We start from the raw sequence: 18,968 nt of genomic DNA, 5'->3' as shown, positions 1-18,968 counted from the left end.
CGGCCCGGGGGACTGGGCCAGCCGCCTTCCGTTTGGCATGATCGTGGACCGGAAATTTTCCGGGCCGGACCCCTGCGGGAAACCGGTCCCACGACTGACGGGGGTGTGGGAACCGGTGATTCTCACGGTCACGCTCAACACGGCGCTCGACATCACCCACACGGTGCCCGCCCTCACCCCGCACGCCTCCCACCGCGTCACGGACGTGGCGGAGCGCCCCGGCGGCAAGGGCCTGAACGTGGCCCGGGTCCTGGCCGCGCTCGGCCACGAGACGGTGGTCACGGGCTTCGCGGGCGGCCCCACCGGCGAGGTCCTGCGGAGCCTCCTGGCGCCGCTGCCCGTGCGGGACGCCCTCGTCCCGACCACCGGCACGACACGCCGCACCCTCGCCGTCGTGGACACCGCGACCGGCGACACCACGCAGTTCAACGAGCCCGGCCCGGTCGTCACCCCCACCGAGTGGGCGGCCCTCCTCACCACGTACCAGGAGCTGCTCGCCGGTGCCCGCGCGGTCGCCCTGTGCGGCAGCCTGCCGCCCGGCATCCACGTCGGCGCCTACGCCGACCTCGTCCGCCGCGCCCGCGCCGCCGGCGTCCCGGTCCTGCTGGACACCAGCGGCGAGCCGCTGCGCCGCGGCATCGCCGCCCGCCCCGACGTCGTCAAGCCCAACGCGGACGAGCTGGCCGCGCTGACCGGCTCCCGCGAGCCGCTGCGCGCCACCCGGGACGCCCGCCGGCGCGGCGCCCACGCGGTCGTCGCCTCCCTCGGACCCGACGGCCTCCTCGCGGTCACGCCCGACGGCTCCTGGCGGGCCGTTCCCCCCGCACGGGTGAAGGGCAACCCCACGGGCGCCGGCGACTCGGCGGTGGCCGGCCTGCTCTCCGCCCTGGTGGAGGGCGCCCCCTGGCCCGAACGGCTGGGCCGCGCGGCCGCCCTGGCGACGGCGACGGTCCTCGCGCCGGCGGCCGGCGAGTTCGATCCGGAGCGGTACGGGGAACTGCTGGAGCGGGTGACGGTGACGGAACAGGCGGCAGCGGCGTAACGGACGCCACGACCAGCCGCCGACCCACCACATGACGAACCGTCACAGGGACGGAAGGACACGCACATGCCCGTCGTCAGCACCGGTGAGCTGGTCACTCAGGCCCGGGAGGCGCGCCGCGCCGTCCTCGCCTTCAACGTCATCACGCTGGAACACGCCGAGGCCGTCGCAGCCGGGGCCGAGCGGGCCGGGGCGGCCGCGATCCTGCAGATCTCCGAGAACGCCGTACGGTTCCACGGCGGCGACCTGTCCGCCGTCGCCGCCGCCACCTCGGCCGTGGCCCGCGCCTCCACCGCCCGCCTGGCGCTCCACCTCGACCATGTGGTCACCCCGGAGCTGGTGCACGAGGCGCATGTGCGGGGCTTCGGCTCGGTGATGGTCGACGCGTCGAGGCTGAGCTACGGCGACAACGTCAAGGCGACGGCGGACGCCGTGCGCTGGGGCCACGAGCGCGGCATGTGGGTGGAGGCGGAGCTGGGCCGCGTCGGCGGCAAGGACGGCGAGCCCCCGCTGGACGCCCACGCCCCGGGCGTCCGCACGGACCCGGCGGAGGCGGCGGCGTACGTGGCGGACACGGGCGTGGACGCGCTGGCGGTCGCGGTCGGCTCGACGCACGCGATGACGGAACGCACGGCGACCCTGGACCACACCCTGATCGCCGCCCTCCACACCGCCGTCCCGGTCCCCCTGGTCCTGCACGGCTCGTCGGGCGTCCCGGACACGGAACTGCGCGCGGCGGTCGCGGCCGGCATGACGAAGATCAACGTAGGCACGGCCCTGAACACGGCGTACACGTCGGCCGTCCGCACGTTCCTGGCGTCCGACCCGTCAACGGTCGACCCCCGCACGTACCTGACCCGGGCCCGCGAGGCGATGACGCAGACGGTGACGGCCTTCCTGACGGCCTTGGCGCCGTAGGGGGCCCTACGGGGTCCTGACTTCGAGCCAGTCGAGGATGGCGTTGCACTGGTTACCCTGCTCGCACGAGATCTTGATCTCGTTCTCCCCCTCCTGCAGGGTGACCGGAGCCCAGGTGGTCTGCCAGTTCTTCTCCCAGTTCGGGTCCGTCGAGTGGATGAAGTTCTTCAGGCCGATGGGGTTCGAGGCGGGCTTGCCGTTCACGGACAGCGTGGCGTTGGCGTCCGCGGCCGGAATCGCGTAGCGGACGTAGAGCTTGTACTCGCCTGCCTGCTGGACCTGTGCCTTCCAGGTGACAGCGGCGCCGACGGCGTTGAAGCCCGTCACGTACGCGCCGTCCGTACCCTCCGCACCCTTGATGTCCTTGGCCAGCATGGCCGGGGGCGTCAGTTGAAGCGTCGCCGCGTCCTGCTTCGGGAGTTCCGCGGCCGGGGGCTCGCCGGACGAGGACGGCTGGGGGCTCGGGGACTCCTGGACGCCGGTCGCCGGGGCCGACGGGCTCGGGTTCCGCTTGTTCTTGTCGTCGGAGCCGTTGGTGAGGACCGCCACCGTGATGCCCGCCACGACCACCAGGACCACCGTGATCGCGCCGATCAGGAGGCCCCTGGTGTTGGGGCCGCCGCTGCGGCCGCGGCCCGCCGGCTGCGGCGGACCGGGACGGGTGGGCGCGCCGCCGGGGTACGTCTCGGGCGCGGCGTACTGCGGGTGCGGCTGGCCGTACTGGGCCTGGGGCGGGACCTGCCCGTAGGGCTGCTGCGGGGCCTGGCCGCCGTACTGGCGCTCGCCCACCGCCCGTACGTGGTTGTACGACGTGCGGGGACGCCCGGGCTGGGCGGCGGGACCGGGGTAGCCGTAGCCGCCCTGGCGCTGACCCTGGGTGCCGGATGCCTGACCGTCCGCGTACAGGTAGCCGAAGGGGTCGTCGTCCTCGGGCGTGCCCGCGCCGTTGCCGTTATTACCGGCCGCCATCCCTGGTCACTCCTCATCGTGCTCGCCAGCCGTCACCGACCCCGGCGAGCCTACCCCGAACGGACTACCCCGCCCGGCGGTGAACCTTGGCGCGGGCCCGCTTCTCGATGTACATGCGCTGGTCGGCGGAGTTCAGCACCTCTTCGACGGACATGCCGCACTCCGCCCAGCCGATCCCGAAACTGGCCCCTACCCTGACCGCCCGTCCGTCCACGCGGATCGGCGGAATGATGCCGTTCCGCAACCGAACGGCCAGGTCGGCGGCGTCGGCGGCGCCCAGCCCGTCGGCCAGCACCACGAACTCGTCGCCGCCGAGGCGGGCCACCGTGTCCCCGTCGCGCACCCCGGCCGTGAGCCTGCGGGCGACCTCGATGAGAACGGCGTCACCCGTGTGGTGGCCGAACCGGTCGTTGATGGACTTGAAGCCGTCGAGGTCGCAGAAGAGGACCGCGAGCCCCTTGGTCCCGTCGTCGACGTCGCCGTCCGGGGCGACGGCGTGCACATGGTGGTCGTAGGGCCCGCCGCCCGCGGACGGGTCGAAGTCGAAGCCGTCGCCGCGGTAGCCGTGCTCGTACTCGTAGCCGTTGTCGTACGCGCCGTCGTAGCCGTTCTCGTACGACGCGGCGTCCGCCGCGCTGGCCCGGACCGCTCCCGGGCGGGTGCAGAGTCGGGCGCTGAGGCGGGCGCGCAGCTCGGCGCTGTTGGGCAGGCCGGTCAGCGCGTCGTGCGAGGCGCGGTGCGCGAGCTGCAGCTCGTGCCGCTTGCGCTCCTCGATGTCCTCGACGTGCGTGAGCAGGAAGCGCGGCCCGTCGGCCGTGTCGGCGACCACCGAGTTGCGCAGGGACACCCAGACGTAGGAGCCGTCGCGGCGGGCGAGGCGCAGCTCGGCGCGACCGCCCTCGGCGGAGGTCCGCAGCAGGGTGCCGACGTCCTCGGGGTGGACGAGGTCCGCGAAGGAGTACCGGCGCATCACGGCGGCGGGCCGCCCCAGCAGCCGGCACAGCGCGTCGTTGGTCCGCAGCAGCCGTCCGTGCTGGTCACCGCCCATCTCGGCGATGGCCATGCCGGACGGGGCGTACTCGAAGGCCTGGCGGAACGACTCTTCACTGGCCCGCAGCGCCTGCTGCTCCCGCTCCAGGCGGACGAGGGCCCGCTGCATGTTTGCTCGCAACCGGGCGTTGCTGATCGCAATCGCGGACTGGGACGCGTACATCTGGAGCGCTTCGCGGCCCCAGGCCCCGGACGGCGTCCGTTGCGGGGCCGGTCGACGGAGATGACGCCCAGCAGCTCGCGCTGCCCGCCGGAGGTGTACATGGGCGCGTAGAGCCGGTCGCGGGGGTGCCACTCGTCCTCGAAGCGCGGCTCGGGTCCCTCGGTGTGCCACTGCGGGACGTCGTCCTCGATGAGCACCCAGCCCTCGGTGTGCGGGATGAACCGCAGGTCGCCCCAGGCCTCGCCCATGTGGAGGCGGCGCTCCCAGGAGACGCGCGAGCCGACCCTGCCGGTGATGAGGGCCTCGGCGGCGGCGTTGCCGGCGAACGCGGCGACGACCAGGTCGCCGTCGGGGCGTACGAGGTTCACACAGGCCAGCTCATAGCCGAGGCCGGTGATGACACCGTCGGCGACGGTCTGCAGCGTGTCGGCCAGGCTGCGGGCCGTGTTGAGGTTGGCGACGACCTGATGCAGCTGCCGCAGGGTCGCAAGACGGACGTACGGCTCCGACTCGGTCTCCATCGCTCGCTCTCCCCGAGACCTCGACAGCAACTCCAGGGTGTCATCGGCATTACAGGTGCAGTGTCACCGGCCACTGAATCACAGCGAGCTGTGCACCCGGTACACAGGGTCAACAATTACTGCGCTCTGTGACTCAAGTCACAAGCGGTGAGGTCCAGCCCATTGGCAGTGAGAAGGCTTCCTGAAAGATTAGTGAACGCAAATCGTCGCCGTTGCCGGGCCGGGGCCTAGGACCGGCGGCTGGCCGGGCTCGTCCCCTGGCCCGATGCGGGCAGGTGGCGGGCGAGGTTAGCGTTCCGGGCGTGCTGTCAACAACCCCGCCCCCCGCGACCCCCGCCGCCTCCGCCGTCCCCCGCCCGCAAGGCGCGCCCTCAGGGGATCCTGAGGGGGTGAGCAACGAGGAGTTCCGCGCGGCGATGTCCCGGCTCGCCGCGGGCGTGGTGCTGGTGACGGCCGTCGAGCCGCCGCTGGGGGCGGGCGGCCCGCGCGGCGAGGACGTCGGGATGACGGCGACCGCGTTCCTGTCGGTGTCGCTGGACCCGCCGCTGGTACTGGTGAGCCTGCGGAACGGCTCCCGCATGGACGACCTGCTGGCCGAGCAGCCGCTGTGGGCCGTGTCGGTGCTCGCGGAGAGCCAGCGGCACATCGCGGGCCGGTTCGCGATGAAGGGCCGGATCAGCGACCGGCTGCTGTTCGCGGACATCCCGTACACGCGGGGCGAGGTGAGCGGCGCGCCCCTGGTGGGCGGGGCGCTGACGGTACTGGAGTGCCGGACCGAGCAGCGCGTGGAGGCGGGCGACCACACCCTGGTCGTCGGCCGTGTCCTTTCCGTGGGCTTCCCCAGCGGGGAGGGCTCGCCCCTGATGTACTTCCGGGGCCGCTACCGCCACCTGGCGTAGTGCCGGGCGTGGGCCTCAGGTCCAGTCGCGGGCGGAGCGGCCGCGCTTGGTCTCGGCGCGCTGCTTCTTCTCCCGCAGCCGGCGCTCGTTGATGCCGCGCGGGATCTTCGTCGGGCGGCGCGGCTTGGGCGGCGGGGCGGTGGCCTCCGCCAGCAGGGCCGCCATCCGTACGGCCGCGGTCTCCCGGTTGCGCCACTGCGAGCGGTGCTCGGACGCGCGGACCACGAGGACCCCGCCGACCAGCCGGCCGCCGAGCCGCTGGAGCGCGCGCTCCTTCCACACCGGGGGCAGCGCCTCCGTACGGGCCAGGTCGAAGCGCAGCTCCACCTGCGAGTCGCTGGTGTTCACGTGCTGTCCGCCCGGACCGGACGACCGCGAGAAACGCCACATCAGCTCGGCCTCCGGCAGGCAGACCGAGCCCCGGATCACATGCTTGCCCGGGGGACGACCCCCGGACCCCCGAACATCAGTGGACATGCCTCCATGTTCCCGTCCGTCCTCGGCCACGTCATCCGCTTTTCCCCGTACTGTCGTGCGGGCGGAGGGAACCAGCCCGGTTCCCGCCGCGTTTAGTGCAGTGACGCCATCGTGTGACTGAGGAAAGGGACTTCCCATGGCTGTAAGCCTGTCCAAGGGCGGCAACGTCTCGCTGACCAAGGAGGCGCCGGGCCTGACCGCCGTCACGGTGGGCCTCGGCTGGGACGTCCGTACGACCACGGGCACCGACTTCGACCTCGACGCCTCGGCCATCGGTGTCGACGCCTCCGGCAAGGTCGCCTCCGAGGCCCACTTCGTCTTCTTCAACAACAAGTCGACGCCGGACCAGACCATCGTCCACACCGGTGACAACCGCACGGGCGAGGGCGGCGGCGACGACGAGCAGATCAACGTCAACCTGGCGGGCCTGCCGGCGAACGTCGACAAGATCGTCTTCCCGGTCTCCATCTACGACGCGGTCAACCGCTCGCAGAACTTCGGCCAGGTGCGCAACGCGTACATCCGGATCGTCAACCAGAACGGCGGCGCGGAGATCGCCCGCTACGACCTGAGCGAGGACGCCGCCACCGAGACCGCCATGGTCTTCGGCGAGCTGTACCGGCACGGCGCCGAGTGGAAGTTCCGCGCGGTCGGCCAGGGCTACGCCTCGGGCCTGGAGGGCATCGCCCGCGACTTCGGCGTGAACGTCTGACCCTCACACCCGGTGTGAACGTCGACGTTCGCCCGCCACAGGGGTGGCCCCGGCGGCGCTCCGCGCCCCGGGGCCCTACTGTTGCCGCATGATCGTCGAACCGCTGGAGCTCGGCGAGGAAGGCGCCCTGCCCGGGCCGCTTCTCACCGAACTCACCGAGTTGTACGCGTCCAACCAGGAGTTCCAGCAGCTCAGCGGGGAATTCCCGGACCCGGACGACATCCGGCCCGAGCAGGTCGCCGCCTCGCTCGCCGAGGAGCTGGCCCAGCCGCACGCCGAGGTGCTGCTGGCCCGGTCGGCCGGGCGGGTGATCGGCATCTCGGTGACGCTGGCGCACCACCCCGACCCCGACGACCCCGACCCGTGGATCGGGCTGCTGATGGTGCACGCCCGGGACCACCGCATGGGGTTCGGACGCGAGCTGGCGGAGATCGTCGAGAAGCGCTTCCGCGCCCTGGGCCGTACGGGCGTCAAGCTGGCCGTCCTCGACAACAACCGGAAGGCCATCGCCTTCTGGCGGGCCATCGGCTACAAGGAGGTCGACCGGCGCAAGGACCTGAAGCTGGGGCGGGACTGCATCGTCATGCGCAAGGCGCTGTAGCCGGCACCCGGAGCGCTCAGGGCGCGGGCGGCCGGTCCGTGCCGTACAGCCAGGTGTCCCACAGCTCGGTGAGGTCCTTGCCCGTCTCCTCCTCCACGTACCGCGTGAAGTCCGCCGTCGAGGCGTTGCCGTGGCGGTGCTCCGCCGCCCACCCCTTGAGGAGCGCGAAGAACGCGTCGTCACCGACCGCCTGGCGGACCTTGTGGAGCACCATCGCGCCCCGGTAGTAGACGGGGTCCCCCGAGATGTCGGCGGCCGAGGGCGGCTCGGCCGGCGGGAACTCCCAGTTGGCGGGGTCGGCGAAGGCCTCCTCGTGGCTCTCCTGGGCCGGCCGGTCCTCGAAGTCCTCGGCGTAGAGCCACTCCGCGTACTGCGCGAACCCCTCGTTGAGCCACATGTCCCGCCAGGACTCGGGCGTGACCGAGTTGCCGTACCACTGGTGGGCCAGCTCGTGGACCAGGATCTCGGTGGTGAAGATGTCCTGCGGGAACACCGGCCGCGTCTGGGTCTCCAGGGCGTAGCCGACGTCCGCCGCCCGCTCGACGATCGCCCCGGCGGCGGAGAAGGGGTACGGGCCGAAGTTCTCCTGCTCCCACGCGAGCAGCTCGGGCAGCCGCGCGAGCAGCGGCGCGCCGGCCCGGGTGACCGTGCGGTCGGTGGCGGTGACGACGGGCAGCCCGGAGGCCGTGCGGGAGGTCTTCACGTCGTACGACCCGATGGCGAGCGTGGCCAGGTAGCTCGCCATCGGCTCGGGGGACCGCCAGCCGAAGGTGGTGCGGCCGCCGGCGGTCCGGGTGGACGTGGGGCGGCCGTTGGAGAGCGCCTGGACACCCTCGGGGACGGTGACGGTGACGTCGTAGGCGGCCTTGTCGCTCGGGTGGTGGTTGCCGGGGAACCAGGCCATGGAGCCGGCCGGCTCGCCCAGGGCGACCGCCCCGTCGTCGGTCGTCAGCCAGCCCTCCTCCGAGCCGTCGGGGTCGGTGACGGTACGCGGGGTGCCGGAGTAGCGGACGACCGTGCGGAACGTGGCGCCGTCCTCGATGTCGGTGCGCGGGCGGAGCGTCAGCTCGTGCCCGGCGCGGCGTACGGAGGCCCGGTCGCCGTCGACGGTCGCGCTGTGGACGGTGAGGCCCGCGAGGTCCAGGTTGAAGGCGCTGAGGTCCTGGGTGGCGCGGGCGGTGATCTCGGCGGTGCCGTCGAGCCGGCCGGTCGCCGGGTCGTAGGCGAGGGTGAGCGCGTAGTGGCGTACGTCGTAGCCGCCGTTGCCGAGGCGGGGGAAGTACGGATCGCGCAGGCCGGCGGCGCCGGGGGTGCCCCGTACGCCGCCGGTGCAGCCGCTGGTGGCCGCCAGGAGCAGCGCGGCGGCCAGCGCGGTCGCCCTTGCCGAGTTACGGGACGTCACCCCGTGATCGTAGGCGGGCCGGTCAGTGGCCGAGCGCCGCGGCCCCGGCGCGGGCGTACTTCTCGTCCAGGTCGCCGCTGGGGGCGCCGGCCACGCCGATGCCGGCGACGGGGCCGCCCTGCGCGGTGACGGGGACGCCGCCGCCGAGGAAGAGCGTGCCGGGGATGTCCTTCAGGTTGGGCGCGGTCTCCAGGCGCTTGACCAGCTCGGAGGTGGGGGCGTTCCAGGACACGGCGGTGAACGCCTTGCGCTCGGCCGACTCGTACGACTGCGGGCCGGCCCCGTCGCCGCGCAGGGTGACGAGGGTGTTGCCGTTGCGGTCGACGACGGCGACGGTGACGCGGCGGCCGTCCTGCTCGGCGGCCTTCAGGGCGGCCTGGGCGGCGCGGGTGGCGGCGTCGGCGGTGAGGTGCGTGGTGCGGTGGACGTTGCGGTCGGCCACGTCCGCGGTGACCGCGGTCTGCGGCGCGGCGGAGGGGGCGGCGGTGGCGGACACGGCACCGAAGGTGCCGGCGGCGAGCGCGGCGGCGACGGCGGCACCGGTCAGGACGCGGGTGCGGCGGGAGGTCTTCTTGAGGTGCTTCACGGCTGACTCCTCGGGGTGCGTTCTCGGGTCGTGTCTCGATCCTCCGGCCGTGACCTGCGGTTTCGCGTCGCCGGAGGGGGCGACAGGGGGGTCGTCCGATCGGTTGATGCCGGATGGCCCGGGCGGACGGAGGATGGGTGCGTGGAGGAGTGGGAGCAGGGAGAGGCTCCTGTGCCCGAGCGGCCGGAGCGGCAGGTGCGGGAGCAGGAGCGGGACGCGCGGTGGCTGGCGTGGGTGATGCACGCGGCCTTCTTCGTGCTGCTCGCCGGCTCGCTCGTACGGTTCCTGCTGCGGCACCCGTGGTCGGACCTGGGCGTGTGGGTCGTCGTGCTCACGGGGGCGCTGGCGGCGCTGTACGTGCTGGGCTCGCGCACCGCGGCGCGCCCGCTGGTGTGGCTGGTCACCGTGGTGGCGGTGTGGATGGTGCTGGTGGTGCTGGCGCCGAGCTTCGCGCTGTGCGCCGTGCCGCTCTTCTACACCGGGCTGCGGACCCTGCCGCCGCGCGCCGCGCTCGTCCTGGTCGGGCTGCTCACCGTGTTCGTGGTGGTCGCCCTGCAGAAGCTCGCCGACTCGGGCGTCGACCCGAACCTGCTGGTCGCGCCGCCCGCCGTGGCGGCCATCGCCACCGCCGTGTTCGTGCACGCCCAGCGCCAGACGGACCGCCAGCGGGCCCTGATCGCCGATCTGCTCCGCACCCGCCGCGAGCTGGCCGCGACCGAGCGCCGCGAGGGCACCCTCGCCGAGCGGCAGCGGCTGTCCATGGAGATCCACGACACGCTGGCCCAGGGACTGTCGAGCCAGCGGATGCTGCTCCAGGCCGCCGACCGCACGTGGGACGCGGACCCGAAGACCGCCCGCCGGCACGTCCGCACCGCCGCGTCGATCGCCGAGCACAACCTGGCCGAGGCCCGCCGCTTCGTGCACGACCTGGCGCCCGCCGATCTGGCGGGCGGCGGCGGTCTGGCGCGGGCGCTGGCGGCCCTGGCGGCGCGCGAGGCGGCCCCGGACCTGGAGGTGCGCTTCCACGCGGAGGGCGAGGGCGGCTCCCTGCCGCCCGCGGTCCAGTCGGCGCTGCTGCGGATCGCGCAGGGCGCCCTCGCGAACGTACGGGAGCACTCCGGGGCCACCACGGCCGCGGTGACGCTCACGCACCTGGACGACCAGGTGGTGCTCGACGTCGCGGACGACGGGCGCGGCTTCGATCCGGCGGCCCTCCCGGCCGGCGGGCCCCGCGGCCACGGCCTGCCCGCGATGCGCGCCCGGCTGGACCGGCTGGGCGGCACCCTGACGGTCGAGTCGGCGCCCGGCGAGGGCACCGTACTGTCGGCCGCGATCCCGCTGGAACGCCCCGAGGAGGCCCGTTGACGATCCGTATCCTGCTCTGCGACGACCACGCGGTCGTCCGGGCCGGGCTGCTGGCGCTGCTGGGCAGCGAGCCCACCTTCGACGTCGTCGGCGAGGCGGGCGGCGGCGAGGAGGCCGTCGCCATGGCCGCCAAGCTGCGCCCCGACGTGGTCCTGATGGACCTTCAGCTGGGGCCGGGCATCGACGGCGTGGAGGCCACGCGCCGGATCGCCGCGTCCGGCCTGCACGTCCTGGTCCTCACCACGTACGACACGGACGCGGACATCACGCGGGCCGTCGACGCGGGCGCCACCGGCTACCTGCTGAAGGCGGAGCGCCCCGAGGAGCTGTTCGCCGCGATCCACGCCGCCTCCCAGGGCCGTACGGCCCTGTCGGCCCCGGTCGCGGGCCGCGTCATGGACCGCATGCGCGGCGCGGCGGCCCCCGCGCTCACCGCCCGCGAACACGACATCCTCGGCCAGCTGTCCCGCGGCCTGAGCAACCGCGAGATCGCCCGCGCCCTCTTCATCAGCGAGGCCACGGTCAAGACCCACCTGGGCCGCATCTACGCCAAGCTGGGCGTCGACACCCGCTCGGGCGCGGTGGCGGTGGCGAAGGAACAACGCCTGCTGACCTGAACCGGCCGTCCACGCCGAGCGACGTGCGTCAGGTGAGCGTCGCGTACCGCTCCCCACGGCATGCCGGCCACCCCGTCATGGCACAGGTGTCCGGCCCTCGGCGCCGACGTGGCACCATCGCGTACGTGCTCGACATCGGCTACTCGCTCTCCCGCCGCTTCCCGGATCCGCCGCAGACGGACTACCGGCGGGCGGACGTCCACGCGCTGCGGCACGACCTCTTCTGCGGGGACGTGTACCTGGCCGACACCGAGGCCGACCGGGAGGTGTCCACGGCCTGGGGATGGGTGCCGGTGCTCGACTTCGCGTGGGCGCTGTGCGACATCGTCGAGCAGCTGGACCGCGACCCGCGCGGGAGCCGGGCGTCCCGGCCGCAGTACGCGGAGCTGGACTTCACCGAGTCCACCGACCGCATGCTGTTCGAGCGCCGCTTCGGCTGGGTGGACGTCGAGGCGGACTGGATGCCCGGCGACGAGCCGCCGCTGACCTTCGGCCACAGCGCCCTGCGGCGCGAGGCGCGCGACTTCCTCCACGACCTGATCGCCGACCTCGCCGACATGCACGAGGACCTCGCCGACAACCCCGTCGTCTGGGACCTCCAGGCCCGCTTCCCGCGCGTGCCGTAAGCACGGGCCGTATGCAGGGCCGTACGGGGCGGGGCATGCGGCTGTCACGGATCGCGGCCCTGTCCGGTCCTCCTCTTGAGAGCGCGCCACCCCGGCGCGCGCCCACGACGAGGAGCCCCATGGACCGGCAGCCCCGCATCACCGTCGTCGGCGGCGGCTTCGCCGGCCTCACCGCGGCCATCACCGCCGCCGAGGCCGGCGCCCGCGTCACCCTCCACGAGGCGCACCACACCCTCGGCGGCCGCGGCCGCACCGCCGACGGCCCGTACCGCACCAACGAGGGCCCGCACGCCCTCTACCGCCGCGGCCCGCACTGGACCTGGCTGAAGCGGCGCGGCCTCCTCGGGCCCCTGGCCCCGCTCCCGCTCCGCGAGGCCGCGCGGCTCCGCTTCCACCGCCACGGCACTCTGCGCCGCACCCCGCCCCCGGGGCTGTGGCGGCTGTCCCGCGTCGCCCCCGAGCGGGCGCCCGTCGACCTGGACTTCGCCACCTGGGCCACCGCCCAGGCCGGGCCCGTCGCCGCCCGGGACGCCGCGCACTACAGCGGTGTCGTGACGTTCCACCACGACCCCGGCACGCTGTCCGCGCGGTTCGTGCAGGCGCGGCTGCACCGGGCGGCCGCGGTGCCGCCCGAGGCGAGCTACCCGCGCGGTGGCTGGGGCGCGGTCCTGGAGCGCATGGCGGCCCACGCCTGGAACCTGGGCGTACGCATCGAGGTCGGTTCGCGCGTCGACGCGCTGCCGGACGCGCCCGGCGGGCCCGTCATCGTCGCCACCTCCCTCGACGCCGCCCACCCTCTCCTCCAGGACCCGTCCCTGACCTGGGGCAGCGGCCGGACGGTGCTGCTCGACCTGGCGCTGCGCACCCGCGCGGGCGATCCGTTCGCGGTCTCCGACCTGGACGCGCCCGCCTGGCTCGAGCGGTTCACCGCCCAGGACCCGACGCTCGCCCCGGCCGGGCAGCAGCTGCTCCAGGGCCAGTTCCCGGTCGCGCCCGGGCAGTCCAAGGCCGCCCGGCCGTCGTCCGCGGCGACGGCGTCTTCCTCGCCGGGGACGCGGTCGCGGCGCCGGGCGTGCTGGTGGAGGTGGCGTTCAACAGCGGCGTCGAGGCGGCGACGCTGGCGCTCGGGGCGCTGCCGCGCCGGACGGCGACGACGACCCCCGGCCTTGACCTCAAGCGCACTTGACGTTGAACGCTGTCCGGAGAGCCAGCCCGGAACCGGACAGGAGTGACCCCCATGCGCGCGATCCGCCTGCACGCCTTCGGCCCCGCCGAGAACCTGGTCCTGGAGGAGACCGACGACCCGGCGCCCGGCCCCGGCCAGGTCCGGATCGCGGTCACCGCAGCGGGGGTCCACCTCCTCGACACCGCGCTGCGCCAGGGCATGCCGGGCCCCTTCCCCGCCCCCGCCGAACTGCCCACGGTCCCCGGCCGCGAGGTCGCCGGCACCGTGGACGCCCTCGGCGAGGGCACCGACCCGGCATGGCTCGGCAAGCGGGTCGTCGCCCACCTGGGCATGGCCCCCGGCGGCTACGCCGAGCTGGCCGTCACCGACGCGGCGCGGCTGCACGAGACCCCGCCCGGGCTCGACGACGCCGAGGCCGTCGCCATGATCGGCACGGGCCGCACCACGATGGGCATCCTCCAGTTCACCGACCTGGGCCCCGGCAGCATCGCCGTCGTCCCGGCGGCCGCCGGCGGCATCGGCACGCTCCTCGTCCAGTACGCGAAGAACGCCGGCGCCACCGTCATCGGCCTCGCCGGAGGCCCCGCCAAGGTCGCCCGCGTCGAGCGCAACGGCGCCGACCTCGCCGTCGACTACACGCTCCCCGACTGGACCGCACGGGTCCGCGCGTACCTCGGGGAGCGGCGGGCCACGGTCGTGTACGACTCGGTGGGCGGCGACACCGGCCGGGCCGCCGTCGACCTCCTCGGCAAGGGCGGGCAGCACATCGTCTTCGGCTGGTCCGGCCGCGGCCCGCACGACGGCGAGCCGCTCACCTTCACCGAGCGGGAGCTCGCCGACCGCGGCATCACCTCCACGAACGTCCTCGGCCCCGCCATGCTCCAGAAGGCCGGCGGTGACGTCCGCGTACTGGAGACCCGCTCCCTGGCCGAGGCCGCCGCGGGCCGGCTGCGCCCGGCCGTCCAGCGCTTCCCGCTCGCCGAGGCGGCCGCGGCCCACCGCGCCCTGGAGACCCGGGGCACGACGGGCAAGGTGGTCCTGGTGCCGTGACCCACCGGTAGTGAGGGCTGGGGAGTGTCCGGCGGATCATGCCGACATCGCTGGGCGGTGCCTTTGACTGCTGGTGAGCGGGGTCCGGTGCGTGCGGCTGCAAGGCGGAGGAGGGAGGGATGGCGGAGCCATCGCGACCGACGACAACGCCGCAGACGCGCGCACCAGACCCCGCTCACCAGGCATGATCCGCCGGACACGACCTAGGGCCTGCCCAGCCGCGCCAGCGCCTCGTCGGTCAGCCGGTAGACCGTCCACTCGTCCTGCGGCACCGCGCCCAGCGACTTGTAGAAGTTGATCGACGGGGTGTTCCAGTCCAGCACCGACCACTCCAGCCGCTCGTACCCGCGCTCCACGCAGATCCGCGCCAGCTCCCGCAGCAGCGCCTTGCCGTGGCCGCCGCCGCGCGCCTCGGGCCGTACGTACAGGTCCTCCAGGTAGATGCCGTGGACGCCGCGCCAGGTGGAGAAGTTCAGGAACCACAGCGCGAACCCGACGACCCGGCCCTCGCCGTCCTCCGCGATGTGCGCGTACGCGGCGGGCCGCTCGCCGAACAGCGCCTCGCGCAGGTGATCCTCGGTGGCCCGCACCTCGTGCAGCGCCTTCTCGTACTCGGCGAGGTCGCGGACCATGGCGTGGATGACGGGGACGTCGGCAGGGGCAGCTGTACGAATCATGAGCGCAGCCTGCCCGGTCACCCCCCTACCGCGCCAGCAGGATCCGCCCCACCTCGGCCCGCTCCCCCGCGAGCGCCGTCTCCCCGTCCTCCACGTCCCACAGCGCGTCCTGGAGCACCCGCCCCAGCGTCCACGCCCGGGCCCGCTCCGGTCGAGCCCCAGCACCTCGGTCATCAGGTCGAAGCGCCACCGCACCTCGCCCGGTTCGAACCGGTTGGCCAGCGCGGGCAGCAGCTCGAACCCCGGGTCCCCGGCGAGCGGCTTCGGGTCGATCGCCAGCCACGGCCCGCGCTCCGCCGCGTCGTCCGCGAACGTCGCGAGGACGTTGTCGAAGTGCAGGTCCCAGTGGAGCAGCCGGTCCCCCGGCTCGCCCGCGACCTCCCGTACGGCGGCGGCGCAGTCCCGTACGAGCCGCCGGTCCTCCTCGCGCACCAGCGCGCCGACGGCGTCGTCCACCTCGTCCAGCATGTCGGCCGCGATGTCCCCCAGCCCGCGCATCCCGGCGGGCGCGTCCACGGCGGCGAGCCGCGCCAGCAGCCCGGCCAGCACCCGCACGGCCTCGCGCGCGTCCTCCACGGCCGACAGGTGCCGCCCCTCGTCGAGCCGTTCCAGCAGCAGCGTCCCGGTGGGCGCGTCCTCCGCGAGCAGCCGCACCGCGCCCGCGCCGTCCCAGGCGCGCAGCGCCGCCGCCTCGCCCTCGGTCTCCTCGTCGAGCATCTGCAGCTTCAGCACGGCGGGCGCCCCGTCGCCGGACCGCCCCGACCGCACCACGGGCACCACCAGGGAAGCCCACCCGCACATCACCGGACCGGTCGCCCGCAGACCCCACGTGTCGAGGAACCGCGCGGCACGCCCCGGCAGCGCGGCGACGAACTCCCGCCCCTCCTCACCGGCGTTGGCCACCATCAGAGCGGCGAAACGATCCGGAACCCGTATCTCCACCGACACCCCACCCATCGAGTAACGTCCCCCGCCATGGACACGATCAACGGCGGAATCTCGTTCTGGTACGCACAGGAAGGCATCCCCGTGCCCCGGGAACCCCTCCCGGGCGACACGGCCGCCGACGTCTGCATCGTAGGAGGCGGCTACACGGGCCTGTGGACGGCCTACTACCTGAAGAAGGCCGTCCCGTTCCTCAACATCGTCGTCCTGGAGGCCAAGTTCTGCGGCTACGGCGCCTCGGGCCGCAACGGCGGCTGGCTCTACAACGGCATCGCCGGCCGCGACCGGTACGCCAGGCTGCACGGCCACGACGCCGCCGTACGCCTCCAGCAGGCCATGAACGACACGGTCACCGAGGTCGTCAAGGTCACCGCGGACGAGGACATCGACGCGGACATCCACCAGGGCGGCGTCCTCGAAGTCGCCCACACCCCGGCCCAGCTGGCCCGGCTGAAGGCCTTCCACGCCGTGGAGATCGCCTTCGGCGAGACCGACCGCGAGCTGTACGGCGCCCGCGAGACCGCCGACCGCATCCGCGTCACCGGCGCGGTCGCCTCCTCGTGGACCCCGCACGGCGCCCGCCTCCACCCGGCGAAGCTCGCCAAGGGGCTGGCGGACGCGGTGGAGCGGCTGGGCGTCCGCATCCACGAGTCGACGCCCGTCACGGAGATCAAGCCGAAGCACGCGATCACTCCGTACGGCACGGTCCGCGCCCCGTACGTCCTGCGCTGCACCGAGGGCTTCACGGCCTCCCTCAAGTCCCAGCGCCGCACCTGGCTCCCCATGAACTCGTCGATGATCGTCACCGAGCCGCTGCCGGCGTCCGTCTGGGACGAGATCGGCTGGCAGAACCGCGAGACCCTCGGCGACATGGCCCACGCCTACATGTACGCCCAGCGCACCGCCGACGACCGCATCGCCATCGGCGGCCGGGGCGTCCCGTACCGCTACGGCTCCAAGACGGACAACGACGGCCGCACCCACCCGTCGACGATCGCCGCCCTGCGCGACATCCTCACCCGCTTCTTCCCCCAGCTGGCCGGCGCCCCGATCAGCCACGCCTGGTCCGGCGTCCTCGGCGTCCCGCGCGACTGGTGCGCCACGGTCACCCTGGACCGCTCCACGGGCCTGGGCTGGGCCGGCGGTTACGTCGGCTCCGGCGTCGCCACGTCCAACCTCGCCGCCCGCACCCTGCGCGACCTGATCCAGCAGGACTCCGGCCAGTCCGGCCCCACCGAACTCACCACGCTCCCCTGGGTCAACCACAAGGTCCGCACCTGGGAACCCGAACCCCTGCGCTGGCTGGGCGTCCACGCCCTGTACGCCGCCTACCGCCGAGCCGACCACCACGAAGCCACCACCCACACCCCCACCACCCCCCGCCTCGCCACCCTCGCCAACCGCATCTCGGGCCGGCACTGAGATGGCCGGCTCGCGGGCGACCGTCCCCCGACTCGCCATCGTCGCCGTCTACGTCTTGGTCGGGGTATCGGGAGCCGTGGTCATGCACCGGCTGCTCCCCAGCGTGCCGCTGCTGCTGGCCCTCGTGATCTGCCTGTGGCCGGGCGTGGTCGTCCTGGTCAGGACGCGGATGCACCGGCACTGACGCAAGGCGCGCCACCGGCGCCGGAAACACACGTGTCCCGGACCCTCGGGGTCGGGACACGGATTGCTGGAGCCGCCTGTCGGAATCGAACCGACGACCTCAAGATTACAAGTCAAGCGCTCTAGCCAACTGAGCTAAGGCGGCAGCCGGGCCAGTGTAACCGGAGCGGGAGACCCGCCGGTCGAAAATTTCGCCGCCTTCGAACTGCTGACAGACGGGTCACCGCCGGGTAGCGTCACCTGGAGTTCACCACGTGGACTAGACCTACATCCTTCCTTTACTCGGATCGTCCGGCACGTTCCTGCCGGTGAAGGGACCCATCACCATGGCTTCTGTCACGTTCGACAAGGCCACCCGGCTCTACCCGGGTGCCAACAAGCCCGCCGTCGACCAGCTCGAGATCGAGATCGCGGACGGCGAGTTCCTCGTCCTCGTCGGCCCCTCCGGCTGCGGCAAGTCCACCTCGCTGCGCATGCTCGCCGGCCTGGAGGACGTCAACGGCGGCGCGATCCGCATCGGCGACCGCGACGTCACCCACCTGCCGCCGAAGGACCGGGACATCGCCATGGTGTTCCAGAACTACGCGCTCTACCCGCACATGACCGTCGCCGACAACATGGGCTTCGCCCTCAAGATCGCCGGCGTCAACAAGGCGGAGATCCGCAAGAAGGTCGAGGAGGCCGCCAAGATCCTCGACCTCACCGAGTACCTGGACCGCAAGCCCAAGGCGCTCTCCGGCGGTCAGCGTCAGCGCGTCGCCATGGGCCGCGCCATCGTGCGCCAGCCGCAGGTGTTCCTCATGGACGAGCCGCTGTCGAACCTCGACGCCAAGCTCCGCGTGTCCACCCGTACGCAGATCGCGAGCCTCCAGCGCCGCCTCGGCATCACGACCGTGTACGTCACGCACGACCAGGTCGAGGCCCTCACCATGGGCGACCGCGTCGCGGTCCTCAAGGACGGCCTCCTCCAGCAGGTCGACACCCCGCGCAACATGTACGACCGCCCGGCCAACCTCTTCGTCGCCGGCTTCATCGGCTCCCCCGCCATGAACCTGGTCGAGGTCCCGATCACCGACGGCGGCGTGAAGTTCGGCAACAGCGTCGTCCCCGTCTCGCGCGAGGCGCTGTCCGCCGCCACCGCCAAGGGCGACACCACCGTCACGGTCGGCATCCGCCCGAGCACTTCGACGTCCTGGAGCACGGCGGCGCCGCCGCGGCCTCCCTGTCGAAGGACTCCACCGACGCCCCGGCCGGCCTGGCCGTCTCCGTGAACGTCGTCGAGGAGCTCGGCGCCGACGGCTACGTCTACGGCTCCGCCCACGTCGGCGGCGCCGACAAGGACCTCGTCGTCCGCGTCGGCGGGCGCGCCATCCCGGAGAAGGGCTCGGAGCTGCACGTCGTGCCGCGCCCGGACGAGATGCACGTCTTCTCGACCTCCACCGGCGAGCGGCTCAGCGACTGACCCGCACCCGCCACGCCCGTACGACGGCCCCGCGCTCCGGCGCGGGGCCGTTTGTCGTTTTGTGATCTTGGCTTTGCGTAAATACCCCGGCAGAA

At 73.5% G+C, this 18,968-nt stretch carries 17 protein-coding genes, 1 tRNA gene and 3 pseudogenes; 12 read left to right on the top strand and 9 right to left on the bottom strand.

Annotation, left to right across the window (positions count from 1 at the left end):
* Window positions 1–115 precede the first annotated feature (115 nt).
* Window positions 116–1,042 (top strand): 1-phosphofructokinase family hexose kinase, encoded by a 927-nt coding sequence (locus ABEB09_RS18170; RefSeq protein ID WP_345690966.1) that lies wholly within the window; start codon window positions 116–118, stop codon window positions 1,040–1,042.
* A gap of 66 nt (window positions 1,043–1,108) precedes the next feature.
* Window positions 1,109–1,960 (top strand): class II fructose-bisphosphate aldolase, encoded by an 852-nt coding sequence (locus ABEB09_RS18165; protein WP_345690965.1) that lies wholly within the window; start codon window positions 1,109–1,111, stop codon window positions 1,958–1,960.
* A 6-nt stretch (window positions 1,961–1,966) separates the two neighbouring features.
* Here ABEB09_RS18165 and ABEB09_RS18160 read toward each other — a convergent pair whose 3' ends face one another.
* The 3 genes from ABEB09_RS18160 to ABEB09_RS34980 form a co-directional block, all read right to left on the bottom strand.
* The gene (locus ABEB09_RS18160; protein WP_345690964.1) at window positions 1,967–2,929 is read right to left on the bottom strand and encodes a CBM35 domain-containing protein; all 963 of its coding nucleotides are present in this window, start codon (window positions 2,927–2,929) and stop codon (window positions 1,967–1,969) included.
* A 64-nt stretch (window positions 2,930–2,993) separates the two neighbouring features.
* Window positions 2,994–3,992 carry a diguanylate cyclase domain-containing protein gene (locus ABEB09_RS34985; protein WP_425580067.1) on the bottom strand — a complete coding sequence of 333 codons (999 nt, stop codon included), beginning with the start codon at window positions 3,990–3,992 and terminating at the stop codon, window positions 2,994–2,996.
* Window positions 3,899–4,663, bottom strand: a complete 765-nt coding sequence (locus ABEB09_RS34980; RefSeq protein ID WP_425580050.1) for a GAF domain-containing protein — start codon at window positions 4,661–4,663, stop codon at window positions 3,899–3,901. The genes ABEB09_RS34985 and ABEB09_RS34980 overlap by 94 nt, the downstream gene beginning before the upstream one ends.
* Window positions 4,664–5,052: 389 nt before the next feature.
* Here ABEB09_RS34980 and ABEB09_RS18150 point away from each other — a divergent pair, with 389 nt between their 5' ends.
* Window positions 5,053–5,562, top strand: a complete 510-nt coding sequence (locus ABEB09_RS18150; protein ID WP_345690963.1) for a flavin reductase family protein — start codon at window positions 5,053–5,055, stop codon at window positions 5,560–5,562.
* A gap of 15 nt (window positions 5,563–5,577) precedes the next feature.
* Here ABEB09_RS18150 and arfB read toward each other — a convergent pair whose 3' ends face one another.
* Complete coding sequence (arfB, locus tag ABEB09_RS18145; protein WP_345690962.1) at window positions 5,578–6,039, bottom strand: alternative ribosome rescue aminoacyl-tRNA hydrolase ArfB; 462 nt, start codon at window positions 6,037–6,039, stop codon at window positions 5,578–5,580.
* Window positions 6,040–6,175: 136 nt separating this feature from the next.
* Here arfB and ABEB09_RS18140 point away from each other — a divergent pair, with 136 nt between their 5' ends.
* Entirely contained in the window at window positions 6,176–6,751 is a 576-nt protein-coding gene (locus ABEB09_RS18140) for a TerD family protein (RefSeq protein ID WP_345690961.1), read from the top strand.
* A gap of 88 nt (window positions 6,752–6,839) precedes the next feature.
* Window positions 6,840–7,352 carry a GNAT family N-acetyltransferase gene (locus ABEB09_RS18135; RefSeq protein WP_345690960.1) on the top strand — a complete coding sequence of 171 codons (513 nt, stop codon included), beginning with the start codon at window positions 6,840–6,842 and terminating at the stop codon, window positions 7,350–7,352.
* Between the two features lie 16 nt (window positions 7,353–7,368).
* Here the strand turns inward: ABEB09_RS18135 and ABEB09_RS18130 are convergent, their stop codons facing one another.
* Together ABEB09_RS18130 and ABEB09_RS18125 are read right to left on the bottom strand one after the other, a co-directional pair.
* Complete coding sequence (locus tag ABEB09_RS18130; protein WP_380841215.1) at window positions 7,369–8,754, bottom strand: M1 family metallopeptidase; 1,386 nt, start codon at window positions 8,752–8,754, stop codon at window positions 7,369–7,371.
* A gap of 22 nt (window positions 8,755–8,776) precedes the next feature.
* Entirely contained in the window at window positions 8,777–9,340 is a 564-nt protein-coding gene (locus ABEB09_RS18125; RefSeq protein WP_345690959.1) for a GlcG/HbpS family heme-binding protein, read from the bottom strand.
* A gap of 237 nt (window positions 9,341–9,577) precedes the next feature.
* Here ABEB09_RS18125 and ABEB09_RS18120 point away from each other — a divergent pair, with 237 nt between their 5' ends.
* From ABEB09_RS18120 to ABEB09_RS18100, 5 genes and pseudogenes are all read left to right on the top strand, one after another.
* Window positions 9,578–10,705, top strand: a complete 1,128-nt coding sequence (locus tag ABEB09_RS18120) for a sensor histidine kinase (RefSeq protein ID WP_345693978.1) — start codon at window positions 9,578–9,580, stop codon at window positions 10,703–10,705.
* Window positions 10,702–11,322, top strand: coding sequence for a response regulator (locus ABEB09_RS18115; RefSeq protein ID WP_345690958.1), 621 nt, complete (start codon window positions 10,702–10,704; stop codon window positions 11,320–11,322). The genes ABEB09_RS18120 and ABEB09_RS18115 overlap by 4 nt, the downstream gene beginning before the upstream one ends.
* 125 nt (window positions 11,323–11,447) lie before the next feature.
* On the top strand, window positions 11,448–11,948 hold the full coding sequence (locus tag ABEB09_RS18110) for a hypothetical protein (RefSeq protein ID WP_345693977.1): 501 nt from the start codon (window positions 11,448–11,450) through the stop codon (window positions 11,946–11,948).
* A 119-nt stretch (window positions 11,949–12,067) separates the two neighbouring features.
* Window positions 12,068–13,134: pseudogene (locus tag ABEB09_RS18105) on the top strand (NAD(P)-binding protein).
* Between the two features lie 51 nt (window positions 13,135–13,185).
* Window positions 13,186–14,184: a zinc-binding dehydrogenase gene (locus ABEB09_RS18100; protein ID WP_345690957.1), complete on the top strand. Its 999-nt coding sequence runs from the start codon at window positions 13,186–13,188 to the stop codon at window positions 14,182–14,184.
* A gap of 203 nt (window positions 14,185–14,387) precedes the next feature.
* On the opposite strand, the gene ABEB09_RS18095 is transcribed toward ABEB09_RS18100, so the two are convergent.
* Together ABEB09_RS18095 and ABEB09_RS18090 are read right to left on the bottom strand one after the other, a co-directional pair.
* Window positions 14,388–14,816 carry a GNAT family N-acetyltransferase gene (locus ABEB09_RS18095; RefSeq protein WP_345693976.1) on the bottom strand — a complete coding sequence of 143 codons (429 nt, stop codon included), beginning with the start codon at window positions 14,814–14,816 and terminating at the stop codon, window positions 14,388–14,390.
* Between the two features lie 70 nt (window positions 14,817–14,886).
* Window positions 14,887–15,818 (bottom strand): annotated as a pseudogene (locus ABEB09_RS18090) (aminoglycoside phosphotransferase family protein).
* Window positions 15,819–15,836: 18 nt separating this feature from the next.
* On the opposite strand from ABEB09_RS18090, the gene ABEB09_RS18085 reads away from it, so the two are divergent.
* Window positions 15,837–17,228 (top strand): NAD(P)/FAD-dependent oxidoreductase, encoded by a 1,392-nt coding sequence (locus ABEB09_RS18085; protein ID WP_345690956.1) that lies wholly within the window; start codon window positions 15,837–15,839, stop codon window positions 17,226–17,228.
* A gap of 251 nt (window positions 17,229–17,479) precedes the next feature.
* On the opposite strand, the gene ABEB09_RS18080 is transcribed toward ABEB09_RS18085, so the two are convergent.
* Window positions 17,480–17,556, bottom strand: a tRNA-Thr gene (locus tag ABEB09_RS18080).
* Between the two features lie 181 nt (window positions 17,557–17,737).
* Between ABEB09_RS18080 and ABEB09_RS18075 the strand changes: the two are divergent.
* Window positions 17,738–18,873 (top strand): annotated as a pseudogene (locus ABEB09_RS18075) (ABC transporter ATP-binding protein).
* The last annotated feature ends 95 nt before the right edge of the window (window positions 18,874–18,968 follow it).

This window comes from Streptomyces coeruleoprunus, assembly GCF_039542925.1.
Lineage (GTDB): Bacteria > Actinomycetota > Actinomycetes > Streptomycetales > Streptomycetaceae > Streptomyces > Streptomyces coeruleoprunus.
The sequence above is the reverse complement of the archived record's forward strand: the minus strand, read 5'-3'. Positions and strand labels throughout refer to the sequence as shown.